The following is a 12,916-nucleotide window of genomic DNA, read 5'->3' as shown; positions in this document are numbered from 1 at the left end:
TTTTTTTCATTCTGTGCATGTTCAGCATTAAAAAATCGTGTGAGTTCATTGAAATCGTTTTCAACAGAATCTTTATTGTTTGTTCTGATTTCTTGCAAACGGCTGACATTTCCGAATGCTTCATAGACAGGTAAAAAAGGACCAAGAGCGCATGCGGTAAGGATTCCTTTTAAAGTTAAAGGGATCTCTGTGTGTAGAATATTGTAGAATGTAAGAAGCGCATAAGATAAACCTGCAACAAGCGCGATTCCCACCGCAGGTGGGGCGATTGTGGCTCCAGCAACTAATCCAAAAACTCCTGCGGCTATAATGGCAACCCCTAGAGTTGTTCGTAATACGGCAAAAATTTTATCTTTCGTCTCATTATCTCTAGCACAATGCCATTTTTTCGTTGCTTCAACTAACTTCTCAGCGCGATGTTTTAAAGGGGAATGCCGAAGTGCGTCGGGTGTATTGGAGAATTTTTTGAAGATGGCGGCCGACGAAAGTGAGTGGGCGGGAATTTTATCAACGGGTACAAAATGTTCCTCGTTTAAAAACACTTTAGTATAATCATATTTACTTTTAATTGGTGCAGACATCGAAACCTCTTTTATTATTAAATTCGAAATTGTTCGATTTAAATTATAATGTTCGCAAAGAAAAGTTTCAATAAATAGATTCGTTCGTCTATTAATGTTTTTTTGTTTTATTTAAACTTTGTTAGTAGCGCATCTCTGTATGTCCATTGATTATTTAATTTTATAAATAGGCTCTTTTCAAATAGCTTTTCGTTTGAATGATTTTGATTGAGATGAGCAACAAATGTCACAATCGACTCATCGATTCCTTCCAGATAATCGACAATTTCTAATTTTTTAAATTGAGTGTTTTGACAGAAGATCAAGATCTCTTTCGCCCATTGAATAGAGTCCGCAAGAAAGCTTGGATTGTCAGGATGGGTTGTTTGAATGATATAGGCAACTTTTTGGTAGGCGTATGCAGAATATCTAGAGCGCATTAAAGAGAGAGCTTGATTTGCTTGAGCTCCTTCATGAAGTATTTGGCAGCAATCTGGGTAAGTTTTACCACTATCGCAAGGGCATTGAAGTTTCATAGTTTATGAATTTGTTATAAATTTGGATGGAGCTTTATTGCTTTTTACATAAGTAATCAGTATCTTATCAAGATTTAGGTCAATAATACCCATTAAGGGAACCGTATGCTACCAAGTTTCACAGATTTTTTTAAGTCTTTTTATTATTCGAATACATATGTCTCTCCCGTAGACTTAAGTGATAAAAGTTTATCAACGCACTTACTTGCTTCGACGAATGCTAAGAAAGCCCAAAAGCTTATTTCACGACCTGAAGTTAAAAGCATGCTAAGCGAGCCTTTAAGCTGTGACTGGGAAAAAATTCAAGATAACAATGCCATTCTTGGACAGCACCAGTTTAAATTACTAAACAAAAAAAATCTTATTCTTGGTAAAATAATTCCTTATTACAACGTTCTAGAGCATGAAACTCTTCCTGGTTGGGTAATTAAAGCTGGTGCGATTGCTTTTCCAAAAGGGAGCTTTCCGCCTGGCCCAAGAAATAATAAAAAAGAGATGGCAGTTCTTCAAAGAGAAGAAAACCTCCTACGAATTGAAATGAGCCGTCGTATTGCTAAAATTGCTAAAGAAGTGCAGGTTGATGTCATTCTTCCTCAAAAAAAGCTGCTTGCATACCAAAATTCTGATAAAGAGTGTGATGTCACTCGAAAGTATTGTCTCATTTGCGAGAAAGTGGAAGTCTTGAGCGCAAAAGAAACGCTTGAAGCCATTAAAAGCATGGATGCATCGGAACAAAAAGAATTGGCGCATAAGATTTCGTTAATTGTCCGAAAAGCAGGGATAGCGGGAGCAACATTTAATAAGATTCGTTTAACTCAAGACCGAAAAATGGCGATAATCAATACGGAACCTTCCGGTTTAATGACTGTAAAAAAGACTGGTTTTGGTAAATTTTTTGGGGGGAGAGGAGCAAGCGTTGAAAAATGCGCAAGAATTGGTTTGTTTAATCTTTTACAGGAAACTCTGAAAACTGATCCAGTACTATTTTTTATGCCGAAAGTGCTACTAGAACCTGGATTAGAATCTTTTCATGAAGAGTTGAAAAAAAATTACGATGTTGCATCAAAACCGAACTTTTCTAAAAGAAAGATTCGATTGAGTATTGTGAGTTTAGGCTTAATTCCCCTTATCAACGTTATTAGGGCTTTTGCTTTGCATAGTCTTGCAAAAGGATTTGGTTTGTATTTGAACAAATTGGATCGTCATTTCACCTCAAGATCGACTTCTTACATGACAAAAAAAGCTAATGAACTGCTAGAAGAAAATCCAGCGTTAGTCGAAGATGTTGTGACTCTAAATATCCTCGTACATAACGAAATCCAGAAAGAAAAATTTTTTATAAAGTTTGAAAGGCAGCGCCCTTTTTTTGCTAAAGTTTTTTTCCGCTTAATTGAAGGAGTGCCTTCGCTACCCAAAAGTCCTTAAATTTCGCTTTGCCTTACAGGTATGAGGGGCTATTTTGTTTTTCTTTAGCAATCTGATTTTTTAAAAATGCTTGATTTGTATTCATCTCTACTGTAAAATCTTAATAAAACATTTAATTAGGCCTACTTTACAGCATGTGTCTCCAGTGTAGCCGTCCTACATCTGCTCAATTAAGGAAGACAAAGTTAGACGTTTTGTTTTCTTTTTCTTTAGCAATAACAGATTTGGGTTACACGAACATATGCAATTAATCATCTTTGATCCGCCTAGATCATTCCCCTGCAAACACCAGTTAAGATTAGATCTCTTTGGCGGCACTCAAGAGAAATGGAACCGTTAACATCGGAGAAATATTATGTCGCTTTCAATAGTAAGAAAACAATCCAATGTCGTGGCAGCTGGTCTCGCTTTATTCTCCATGTTTTTTGGTGCGGGGGACTTGATTTGGCCTCTTATCCTCGGAGGGAATGCGGGAGACAAGAACTTTTTTGCGATGATGGGACTAATCTTTACAGGCGTAAGCTTGCCTCTTTTAGGCTTGATTTCCATGATGCTTTTTGAAGGCCATTACCGCGCATTTTTTGAGAGGATCGGTAAAGTTCCTGGAATTATTTTGATTTTCATCATTCAGGCAATTCTAGGTCCAATAGGATCGATTCCTCGGCTTGCAACTCTCTCTTATGCGACATTAAAGCCTTATCTGCCCGAAATAGTAAGTTTTACATTTTTCACGATTGTTGCAGGAGTTCTTGTTTTATTGTTCGCGATGAAAAAGCGACGTATTATCGATATCCTGGGACTGCTTTTAACGCCGGTTCTGCTTGCATCTCTGGGAATGATCCTATTTTTAGGTTTTCAAAATCCACCTCCCGCAGAAGTGAGCTCACTATCACCCTCAGAAGCATTTTCTGAAGGTTTACGTGTCGGTTACAATACATTGGATTTAATCGCTTCGTTCATCTTCGCTCCTTTTGTCTTATCCCACTTTATTGGAATGGATTATGGACAAGATCCTTTAATGGCTAGACGAGAAGTTTTTAAGCAGATGGTAAAAGCTAGTCTTTTGGCAGCAGGATTATTGTCAGGTATGTATGTTGGTTTAACCTACGTTGCGTCCTTTTATACACCTATTCTAGATATTGGGCATGCTCCCGAAGAGCGCCTTTCAGCAATCGCGATGCACCTTTTAGGTTCAAAAGGAGCGTTTATTGCTTGTTTAGCCGTGGCGATGACTTGTTTAACGACTGCTATACCCCTAGTTTCGATTTGTGGTGAATACATCAAACATGATTTGATGCAAGGCAAGGGAGGGGACATATTTCCTCTCGTTATCACATTGTTGATTTCTGGAGTCATTGCAAATTTAGGCTTCACAGGCATTGCAAATATGCTGTCTCCCGTATTAGTTATTTTGTGCCCGGGGCTGATTGTGTTAAGCGTTTTGAATATTGTTTACAAATTATATGACAAAGAATTAACCAATACTCCTGTATTTGCGGCATTTGGTATTTCAATGGCCAAACATTTCTATGAAAAAATCACAATGTGATTGACAAAACAATGCAAGAACTGTTAAGATTCCAGTTCTTTCATTGCCCAGATGGTGAAATTGGTAGACACGCCAGATTTAGGTTCTGGTGCCGTAAGGTGTGTAGGTTCGAGTCCTATTCTGGGCACATTACCGAACGTTTTGTCAGAAATGTCCAAACGTTCGGCTTTTTTTTGCCCAAATTCCTGCTGAAATTGCCCTATGAGGGCAACAGCTTCATTGAGCCCGGTGGTTCGGTATTTTCCATTCTCAAAGATCAGCTTTCCTGTGAATATTGAACCAAGAAGTTTTTTCCTCACATATGGCGTTGCCTGTTGGTAGTGTGAATCCAAATTTGACAGCAGAGACATGCCATAACGGCAATATTTCATGAAGTTAGTGTCAGTATATTTCAGCCGGGATATTTGAATCTCTAGCCTTTGAATTTCACTTTTAGTAGACGCCTTTATCCGTTGATATGAATCTCTTTCTAAATCTTCATTCACAAACATCTCATCTATTTTAAGAAGCTTAGCCTCTAGCTCACTTAGCTGTTTCTGATTAGAGCTGATTTCTTTATCGCGATCGCCTTCTTTCGTTTTGAAAATGTCTTCCATCGCAGCTAAATAAAGATTTGATATCTCCGGAGAAACATGAAAGCTCTGTAGAAATTCGGAAAATGCTAAGTTAGCAGCCTCGGCTTTCACCCTTTCTTTGCAGTCTTTTTGACAGTGGTAATAGAAATAAGTTCCTCCATTTCCTTTGGAGCCACTTCCAGTCCAAGAAGAGAAACATTTAGGGCACTGCAACAATCCTCTTAAAGGTAATTCATCTCTATAGATAATTTTTACAGCACGAGTAGCATTTTTTTCTAAGATTCTTGCTAGAACATGCTGAACTTTTAGGAAAAGCTCTTCCGAAATGATAGGCTCATGAATTGCGGCAATGATTTGTTCTTCTTCATCTCCCAGCTCTGGAATGAATATTTTTCCTATATAAATGGGATTTCGGAGCATACGATTGAAGGCTGTTTTTTGAATACTCAGTCCTTTTTCATTCATTAGCTTACGCACATGTTCAATGGAATAAAGCCCAGAGGCATAGATTTCATAGGCTTCTTTTACTAGAGGGGCTTGTTCGTTCGGAATAATCATTGGACGAGATTTGCTTCTATCCCAAGCATAACCAGTGGGAGCTGCTCCACAGGCATAACGCCCTTCTTTTAAAGCTCGGCGAAGACCCACCTGCGTATTTTTGGCTCTTCGGCGATTATCCATTTCTGGCTCTGCAAGTTTTAAAGCGCGCAAGAGGACAGAAGCAGGATCTGAAGAATCAAGCGTTTCTTCTAAGCAACGGACTTCAACACCTAGCAGCCGAAGCTCTTTTATCATGATTGTAGGACTCTTCAATGTTTCTGGAAAAACGATCCCATCTTACAACATAAAAAAAATCTACTACTAATTGGCGCGACTTTAACATCCCAAGCATTCGTTGAAAGCCTGGACGATGGAAAGATTTTGCCGAATAACCATCGTCCTGAAAATGCTCAATAACCCCCATTCCATCTTGTGCACAAGTTTTGCGCAAAATCTCTTCCTGATCAATCAAACTATATCCCTTAGTCGCTTGATCATCAGTGGAAACCCTTGTGTATCTCACCTAGAAGATATAAAAATTCTCGGATCTTCTTGATCTCTTCGTATGTATAACTTTTATCACTGCCATTCAAAATTTTTTGGCATGTCTCAACCGATAGCATTTTGCGCTCCGTTTGAGACACCTCCCTGAGATTTTCAATAGACGTGTCGGTTTAGCACTTTTTTGCCTGGCCTTATGCCATAGCATTATTCAATCAAATTTCTCACGGTCCGTTTAAAACTGACCATTTTTCCATTTTCCTGCTTAATCTGAATATCTTGATAGAGACCTTCTCTAAGAATATCTTGGATCTTTTCTTCTTTATCCAGATGCTCAGTGCCTTCCACAAGATGGATGGAACCCTTTTTAAGCTTTATTTTGATCTCCTCAAATTTTCCTGTCCTAACCATGTAAAAGACTTCAAACTCTTGAGGAGTTATCAAAGCTTCATTTTTGTATTTTGGTAACAAATTTTGGTCAGGAAAAATTTTTTGGATAATCTCATTCATATCTATTTGCAGATGACTTTTAATCCAATTATTTTTCAAAGCATCTTTATATTCAGTATAAGTCAAGGGAATCGTAAACCCGTCTGAAAATACAATTAGATAGACATGTTCTAGTAAAATGTAGGCGCAGCTTATGTAATACTCCATTAACGGAAATGGATATTGCTCAAAAGGTGTAAAGAAAATACTTTTAGCATTCTTAATTTTGTCTAAAGGAAGCCCAAAATCTCTTAGAGCTTCTATTGTGTAGAGCCAAACCTGATCTAAAATGCTAAATTGACGCCAGTGTTTATCTTCTTTGCGTCCACTGTTAATCAATCCTAACGATTCCCAATGATTGATGGTTCGGTAAGTCATTGGTAAATTTTTAACGTGTTGTTCTTTGTAGTGGAAACAAGCAGACACTTCTTTACAGATCTCTGTGGAATGATACATCTCTAAACGATTCTTAAAAATTGACCCTCGGCAAAAAAGATTGATGAAAAATTCAGAGGAAGAATTCTTTTCATTTTGAGATTCAGTATTTTTTGATAGAGAGGACATTTTCACTCCTTTTCCGAAATCAAAATTATACCTAAACGTATAATTCAATCAAGAAAAAGTTGCAAGTCTCTTTCCTGCGCAATTTTTCTGTCAGTAGGAAAGTACCGGTTAGATTAAGGAGGATTCTTATTAAATGATTGCAGGGTAGAGTCCCTCGTGTCAAGAATGGGACCCAATTTCAGCAGGATTTTTTGACCTGTTCATAATTAGCTTTTTTAAGTGATCCATCTTCCAATAGCCTAAAAAGCTACTTGTCTCGGCTATTCCTGGCAAAAAGGCTTGGATTGCACTTCTATCTCCTCTACTATTGAGGAATTCTTTCCAAAGCATGGATTTCAAATCTTCCCTGTTAATCAGCTCATATGGAATTGAAAAGAAAGTTATAGAACAAGCTGAATTTTTACTTTCCAATTTACGTAAGCGTGTTTTATGGCTCATGGGCTAGGTCTTGCCTCCAGTAAATTAAGTCTTTGCTCTATATCATGCAGCTCAATGAATCGGACTACGTGATTTAACAAATCGTTAGCTGCGCCGCGCTGAATGGCTGGATTGGAATGAGAAAGCAAAGAAATTAGCGTATCGGCAGCTTTTGAAGTGCTATATTTTAACTTGTTGACAGCTTCTTCAATAATTTCAGAGCGTCTTTTCTCTAATTCCGCTTTGAAAGTTGGTGTTTTAAGCCAGCAGTATATTTGTTTAGAACTCACATTCGCTTGACGAGCAGCTTCCTCATATGTTCCACAGGATAAAAGATAAGGCAATACGTGTAATTGACGTTTAGTCAATTCTATATGACCTTTCATAACAAAATCTTACCTCTATTTCTGATTATTTTTGGAAACAAGTTGTGCCTTCCACTGCAAGAGAGGATGTGCTTTGATTTTTTCAATCAAATAGCTATCTTGCGTGATTAACATTGGCTCAAGCACTCCACGGTCAAGCAAATTTTCAAGAAAAGCGTACTCATGTTCATTCAAAGGGAAGAGATTTTTTAGAGCGTTTCTACATCCCGCCAACAATTGCTTTGTCCAACCAAGATGATCACCCCTGCGAAACGTTTGCTTTCTGAGTACGGGAATAAGTTGATCTTTCAGTTCCTTTTCCTCAAATTGAATTTCTTCAATAGAAGTTTGTCGCCAATCTTTTGATCCCATAGCACTGTATACAACGCATGCTAAGCGAAGTTTTTCCATGTTTAAGGAAGTTTTTGTTAAAAGTTGATGCGCATCAAATAGATCACGAGAGGCGTGTCTGCCGAATAAAGCAGCAAGTTTGCCTGCACCTAATTCATGTATATCCAAGAGCGCAACCTCTTTAGTCCTTCTCTGACCTATTTCGTGGGAACACTGTCTATTGATCTCATATAAGGGTTCTCTAAACATAAAATTCACATCTACTTCTAGATTTCCACTGCCACCTAAAGCACTTTCGTAGCGAAGTTGCCACTTTCCCCCTGCATGCTTCTGTGGAATTTTTCGGATACTTAAGCCCTCTCTTTGAAATACGGCCTCTAAGGCTTTTTCTACATCTGGACGTTCAAGCAACATCTCTTGCTTATCCAGCTTTCCAATATAGTTTAAATCAATATCTACAGACAGCCTAGGAAGGTCAAAAAGAAATAAATTAAGAGCTGTCCCACCCTTTAGAACTAGCCGATCTTTTAAAAAGGGGTGTACACTAATACCATCAAGAATGGCCATCAGATGCCAGACCTTTTCCATAATTTCAGGACGAAATCCTGTTTTGAATGCTTCTTTGGTTAATTCTTGTTCAGATGTCTTCATTAGGTTCTTCCCATTCTCGGTTGATCAAGCTCAAAGGAACAATAAGATTCCACTTGGTAATCATTTTTTGAGGTTGATTATGATTGCGGTCCATATAATGAGGCTTGACCGGACGATGTTTAAGAAGCTCTTCAAGATAACGATCTGGTATCATTAAAGCCTTCTGATGTGTGTCCAAAAAGAACCCTAGCTTAGCAATTGTTGTTCCATTCTCCAAAAGCAGAGCGTACTTTAACACTTCATCCATATCCAAATATTCTATAGCTTCAAGAGAAAGCCATATTTCCTCCCAAGAACCACATAGATAAGGACGATCCAAGACATCTACTAAGGTGCGCTCAAGGCTAGTGATTAAAACCTTTTGGCCTAAACGATCTATAGACTGGACTCCAAACCCCTCATTTTTAGATGCCAATAATGCTGTTGGTACCGAAACTGCTTGATATGTCAAATCTTTAAAGATAAAGGGCTCTTTTGTCTTCTTTTTAGTAAGATAAATAAATTTACTTTGGACCGTATGGATTTTGCCATGCAAGTCAAGAGCTGTGCCATAAGCAAGCACAGCATTCTCTGCCATTTTGCTCGCAATTAAGAATGGATCAATTGAACACTGGCTTGGATCTACACCTTGGGGAATGGAATAATATAGCCCCCGGCGAACACGAAGAATGTGGCCTTGTTTCTGATGATAAGTAATTAAATTGTAAAGCGTTGAACTGTTTATAGGACTTTTGCCAGAAAGGCTATGAGAAATTTCCTTAATGGTAAATGCTTTATGTAAAGCAAAAAAGCTATTCAATTTCATTAGCACTCTTACTTGAAAGATTTCTTTCTTCCTACTAATTAAATTAGTGGTTTGAGAGAAATTTGTCAAATATTAGTTAATACAACTGGAAATTTTCCTCCCAAATACCTAATTAAATTAGGTGTTAAGAAGGATGAATTCAAGTAACAGGTGATAACACGCACAAAGCGTCTAATTAGATCTAAACCTTTTTGGCGATAATATGGTGTACATGCCAGTGCTTAGGACCAGATCCGCTAATGCCATCTTTTTCTTCTTCTTTAAAATATTCAATTTTAAAGTCTTTAAAATATTTTCCTACCTGTTCTTTATCAAGAAAAACCATGGAGCTATCTTCAGCCCAAGTATCTTTAGGACCAAAAAAATGTCCGCAAAACCTACCCCCAATAGAAATGGCCGATGTAATTCGTTCCATTACATCGTCAAAATTATCTGGACTACAGAATGGCAGAGCATAACTAGCATTAATAATCTGAACTTCATGAGGGAATACGAAATCTTGATATGTAGAGGTTACAAAGGTAACATCATCCTTTTTAGACTCGGGCACTTTTGCAAATAAAAAATCTTGAGCAACACTTTCAGCATCTATGGCTATGACTTTCCAACCTTTCTCCACAAGAAAGGCTGTATCTTTACCAACACCGCATCCAAGATCAACTGCTAATTGAGGTTCTACTTGTTCATCTTGAAATAATTCTATTGTTTTGGCTAGTGTTTCCCAAGGCTGAGAAGATTTACTCGTCCATTGATAATATCCGAGCCATTTTGATTCAAGATCAACAGTTGTTTGCTGAAGAGAATTCATTCTAACCTCTTGATTTAAGCGATTTTAAAGAACCTTTATAGCATAAAGAGAAGTTAAAGGCCTATGGTAAATATTATTTTTAATTTTGATTTAAAATAGGGATCCTCCGAGAAGGAGTTAGTGGAAGATATCCGAATGTTCTACTTCTATTATACATGGAGGATATTTTCTTTTCAAGAAAGCTAGAATGCTGCTACACACTCCTCTGTCTCTATTTTTCCTACGACTGGCACTAGAGAGTGTAATTTTATAAATGGTTCTAAATCAAAGATTTTACTCATTCCTCCTACAAATTGGTTCAATGTAAGATCTGTAAAGGGCATTTCAGGACACTTCTCTCATAGGGAAGTGTCCTTTGTATTTTAAGCCGCCTGCATAATTTATAGACGGTTTCTTGTCTTTCAATTCCAAGTTTCTTAAATACGAAATTCGGTAACTGCTGTTTTTCATCCACTTCAGAATTCTCAGGGATTTCCCTCGAGCGACATGCAAGATTGAATGCTATATTGCGGTTGTGTAAAAGCTCGATGGAAATGGAAAAATTCGCTAAGGAATCATCTCATTTATTGCTGCTATTTTTTCTGAGGAAAAGCGAATATATTTTATATGTATTTTCTTTCACAATATAATTAGGATCATTTATGCTTAAACGATTGTTAAAAATGCCGTGTGCCAAATGATATTCAAATAAGTACCCAAACCATAGAGAGACAAGTTGAAGCATTAAAACAGTGGGATGAAGATGATCATTATTATGAAGATCTCTCCAATATCAAGGTGCCAACTTTGGTAACGGGAGGATTAAAAGATGAATTAGATTCTCCAAAAAATGTCTCTAAAGTTGCTTGTCGGATTCCTTTTGCATGGTCTGCCTATTTTCCACATGCTGGACATGCCTTTCTTTCACAAAATTATCAACACTTCGCAGAATTGGTGACTTTATTTATTGAATCCAATAAAAAATAATCATTATAAATGAAAATTTTGCAAATTTCACGATAGGAATATGGGTAAATGGAATATAAATTTTTGGGAAAAACTGGGGTACAGGTTTCATCATTATGCATGGGGACCATGACATTTGGAAAAGAGGCTGATGAAGCCACTTCTGCTGCGATTTATAAACGATGTCGCGAAGCTGGCATTAATTTTTTTGATACCGCAGATGTGTATTGTGAAGGTATTTCGGAGCAAATTTTGGGAAAGCTAATTCAAGGAGAACGAGAAAATATTGTTTTAGCCAGCAAAGTGTATTTTCAAGCAGGTAAAGACATGAATCAACATGGTTTATCCAGGCGCCATATTTTTCACTCCATAGAAGGAAGCCTTAGAAGACTAAAGACCGACTACTTAGATATCTATTATTTACACCGTTTTGACGATTTCACGGATCTCGAGGAAACGCTTTATGCTTTTAATGATCTTGTGCGCCAAGGAAAAGTTTTATATCTCGGTGTAAGCAATTTTGCAGCCTGGCAAATTATGAAAGGTTTGGGGATTTCAGCGAGGGAGCATTTAGCCCGTTTTGCTTGCATGCAGCCCATGTACAATCTTCTTAAGAGGCAGGCTGAAGTGGAATTATTTCCGATGGCTCTTGCTGAAAACTTGGCTGTGTTTCCTTACAATCCGCTGGCTGGTGGAGTGTTATCGGGAAAATATTTAAAAAAGAGGGATGAGGGGCGTTTAGCAATTAATAAAGTCTATGAATTGCGTTATGGAAAAGTGGCAGGAGAAAAAGAAGTCATTGATTTTATTGCATTTGCCAAAGCAAAAAATCTCGATCCAGTAAGCTTAGCGATTAGCTGGGTTGCTAGTCACCCAGCTGTGACAGCTCCCATATTAGGAGCACGCAGCGTAGCGCAACTCGAGCCCGCACTTCGATCTATTGATATTAAAATGACTGAAGGATTGCGAAAAGAGCTCAGTGCTCTCACTGTAGAGCCTCCGTCAGCAACCGACCGGTCGGAAGAACGCATTCCAGAGAATAATTTTAAATAGCATTTGGACATTGAAAACCAGGAGAATTTTATGAATGAAGAGGGAAAAGTTGCCTTCATTACCGGTGCTAATCGTGGCCTTGGTTTTGAGACCGCTCGCGAATTGGGTGAAAAAGGAATCACGGTGATTTTGGGTTCAAGAGATAAAGCGAAAGGAGAAGCTGCTGCCGAAAAATTAAAGGCGAAAGGAATTACGGCTATCGCATTTCCATTCGATATCAATCAATTTTCAGACCACCAGGCCATCTATAAATATATCGAAACGCATTTTGGAAAACTCGACATACTAGTTAATAATGCGGGAATTTGGCTAGAAAGTAAGGATATTCACGGTGCTAATCAAACAAGTGCTATTTCGCAAGAAGTCCTACGCAAAACATTTGATGCCAACTTTTTTAACCTAGTCGCCTTAACTCAAACGCTACTACCGTTACTTAAAAAGGCTTCTGCAGGCAGAATTGTCAATCTCTCCAGTATTTTGGGATCATTGACTTTACACTCAGACCCGTCATCACCGATATACGATTTTAAAGCATTTGCTTATAACGCATCCAAAACGGCATTAAACGCTTTTACTGTGCACCTTGCTCATGAATTAAAAGGAACTAAAATAAAGGTGAATTCAGCCCACCCTGGTTGGGTAAAAACTGATATGGGAGGGGAGGCTGCTCCTATGGAGGTATCTGAAGGGGGAAAAACGAGTGCTCAGTTGGCTCTTTTGCTTGAAAATGGACCCACTGGACAATTTATTCATTTAGGTGAGGCCCTTCCCTGGTAGTTAAC

General features: G+C 38.0%; 13 protein-coding genes, 1 tRNA gene and 1 pseudogene. 6 read left to right on the top strand and 9 right to left on the bottom strand.

Translation table 11 applies throughout. The features are described 5' to 3' along the window. Both AB7E63_RS06055 and AB7E63_RS06050 read right to left on the bottom strand, forming a co-directional pair. A partial coding sequence (locus AB7E63_RS06055; protein ID WP_428418963.1) for a hypothetical protein occupies positions 1 to 581 on the bottom strand: 581 nt, incomplete at its 3' end. Between the two features lie 107 nt (positions 582 to 688). After that, positions 689 to 1,096, bottom strand: a complete 408-nt coding sequence (locus tag AB7E63_RS06050) for a YchJ family protein (RefSeq protein ID WP_284452835.1) — start codon at positions 1,094 to 1,096, stop codon at positions 689 to 691. 105 nt (positions 1,097 to 1,201) lie between these two features. Here AB7E63_RS06050 and AB7E63_RS06045 point away from each other — a divergent pair, with 105 nt between their 5' ends. From AB7E63_RS06045 to AB7E63_RS06035, 3 genes are all read left to right on the top strand, one after another. Beyond that, positions 1,202 to 2,521: a hypothetical protein gene (locus AB7E63_RS06045; protein WP_006340359.1), complete on the top strand. Its 1,320-nt coding sequence runs from the start codon at positions 1,202 to 1,204 to the stop codon at positions 2,519 to 2,521. Between the two features lie 355 nt (positions 2,522 to 2,876). Then, positions 2,877 to 4,070 carry a branched-chain amino acid transport system II carrier protein gene (locus tag AB7E63_RS06040; RefSeq protein WP_013924668.1) on the top strand — a complete coding sequence of 398 codons (1,194 nt, stop codon included), beginning with the start codon at positions 2,877 to 2,879 and terminating at the stop codon, positions 4,068 to 4,070. Between the two features lie 45 nt (positions 4,071 to 4,115). Continuing rightward, a tRNA-Leu gene (locus AB7E63_RS06035) sits at positions 4,116 to 4,197 on the top strand. A gap of 745 nt (positions 4,198 to 4,942) precedes the next feature. On the opposite strand, the pseudogene AB7E63_RS06030 reads toward AB7E63_RS06035, so the two are convergent. From AB7E63_RS06030 to AB7E63_RS06000, 7 genes and pseudogenes are all read right to left on the bottom strand, one after another. Beyond that, positions 4,943 to 5,203 (bottom strand): annotated as a pseudogene (locus tag AB7E63_RS06030) (recombinase family protein); the annotation flags it as partial. A 205-nt stretch (positions 5,204 to 5,408) separates the two neighbouring features. Continuing rightward, the gene (locus AB7E63_RS06025) at positions 5,409 to 5,708 is read right to left on the bottom strand and encodes a recombinase family protein (protein WP_080502578.1); all 300 of its coding nucleotides are present in this window, start codon (positions 5,706 to 5,708) and stop codon (positions 5,409 to 5,411) included. A gap of 185 nt (positions 5,709 to 5,893) precedes the next feature. Continuing rightward, positions 5,894 to 6,739 carry a MerR family transcriptional regulator gene (locus tag AB7E63_RS06020; RefSeq protein ID WP_006340363.1) on the bottom strand — a complete coding sequence of 282 codons (846 nt, stop codon included), beginning with the start codon at positions 6,737 to 6,739 and terminating at the stop codon, positions 5,894 to 5,896. Between the two features lie 434 nt (positions 6,740 to 7,173). After that, positions 7,174 to 7,542, bottom strand: a complete 369-nt coding sequence (locus AB7E63_RS06015) for a hypothetical protein (protein ID WP_006340366.1) — start codon at positions 7,540 to 7,542, stop codon at positions 7,174 to 7,176. Positions 7,543 to 7,557: 15 nt separating this feature from the next. Further along, on the bottom strand, positions 7,558 to 8,523 hold the full coding sequence (locus tag AB7E63_RS06010; protein ID WP_006340367.1) for a nucleotidyl transferase AbiEii/AbiGii toxin family protein: 966 nt from the start codon (positions 8,521 to 8,523) through the stop codon (positions 7,558 to 7,560). Next, complete coding sequence (locus AB7E63_RS06005) at positions 8,510 to 9,328, bottom strand: type IV toxin-antitoxin system AbiEi family antitoxin domain-containing protein (protein WP_006340368.1); 819 nt, start codon at positions 9,326 to 9,328, stop codon at positions 8,510 to 8,512. The genes AB7E63_RS06010 and AB7E63_RS06005 overlap by 14 nt, the downstream gene beginning before the upstream one ends. 181 nt (positions 9,329 to 9,509) lie before the next feature. Continuing rightward, positions 9,510 to 10,136, bottom strand: a complete 627-nt coding sequence (locus tag AB7E63_RS06000) for a class I SAM-dependent methyltransferase (RefSeq protein WP_006340369.1) — start codon at positions 10,134 to 10,136, stop codon at positions 9,510 to 9,512. 669 nt (positions 10,137 to 10,805) lie between these two features. Between AB7E63_RS06000 and AB7E63_RS05995 the strand changes: the two genes are divergently transcribed. From AB7E63_RS05995 to AB7E63_RS05985, 3 genes are read left to right on the top strand one after another with little or no spacing between them, the layout of a single operon-like run. After that, positions 10,806 to 11,102, top strand: a complete 297-nt coding sequence (locus tag AB7E63_RS05995; RefSeq protein WP_006340371.1) for an alpha/beta fold hydrolase — start codon at positions 10,806 to 10,808, stop codon at positions 11,100 to 11,102. 48 nt (positions 11,103 to 11,150) lie between these two features. Then, positions 11,151 to 12,134, top strand: a complete 984-nt coding sequence (locus AB7E63_RS05990; protein ID WP_013924693.1) for an aldo/keto reductase — start codon at positions 11,151 to 11,153, stop codon at positions 12,132 to 12,134. 30 nt (positions 12,135 to 12,164) lie between these two features. After that, a complete protein-coding gene (locus AB7E63_RS05985) occupies positions 12,165 to 12,911 on the top strand; it encodes an SDR family oxidoreductase (protein ID WP_013924694.1) in 747 nt (248 codons plus the stop codon). The last annotated feature ends 5 nt before the right edge of the window (positions 12,912 to 12,916 follow it).

Source organism: Parachlamydia sp., from assembly GCF_050255895.1.
GTDB lineage: Bacteria > Chlamydiota > Chlamydiia > Chlamydiales > Parachlamydiaceae > Parachlamydia > Parachlamydia acanthamoebae.
Note: the sequence above shows the minus strand (reverse complement) of the source record. Positions and strands in the feature narration are given on the sequence as shown.

Bases quoted from the DNA above. Each gene is read 5' to 3' on its own strand.
- AB7E63_RS06050 (WP_284452835.1), bottom strand. From the start codon at position 1,096: ATGAAACTTCAATGCCCTTGCGATAGTGGTAAAACTTACCCAGATTGC.
- AB7E63_RS06045 (WP_006340359.1), top strand. From the start codon at position 1,202: ATGCTACCAAGTTTCACAGATTTTTTTAAGTCTTTTTATTATTCGAAT.
- AB7E63_RS06040 (WP_013924668.1), top strand. From the start codon at position 2,877: ATGTCGCTTTCAATAGTAAGAAAACAATCCAATGTCGTGGCAGCTGGT.
- AB7E63_RS06020 (WP_006340363.1), bottom strand. From the start codon at position 6,739: ATGTCCTCTCTATCAAAAAATACTGAATCTCAAAATGAAAAGAATTCT.
- AB7E63_RS06015 (WP_006340366.1), bottom strand. From the start codon at position 7,542: ATGAAAGGTCATATAGAATTGACTAAACGTCAATTACACGTATTGCCT.
- AB7E63_RS06010 (WP_006340367.1), bottom strand. From the start codon at position 8,523: ATGAAGACATCTGAACAAGAATTAACCAAAGAAGCATTCAAAACAGGA.
- AB7E63_RS06005 (WP_006340368.1), bottom strand. From the start codon at position 9,328: ATGAAATTGAATAGCTTTTTTGCTTTACATAAAGCATTTACCATTAAG.
- AB7E63_RS06000 (WP_006340369.1), bottom strand. From the start codon at position 10,136: ATGAATTCTCTTCAGCAAACAACTGTTGATCTTGAATCAAAATGGCTC.
- AB7E63_RS05990 (WP_013924693.1), top strand. From the start codon at position 11,151: ATGGAATATAAATTTTTGGGAAAAACTGGGGTACAGGTTTCATCATTA.
- AB7E63_RS05985 (WP_013924694.1), top strand. From the start codon at position 12,165: ATGAATGAAGAGGGAAAAGTTGCCTTCATTACCGGTGCTAATCGTGGC.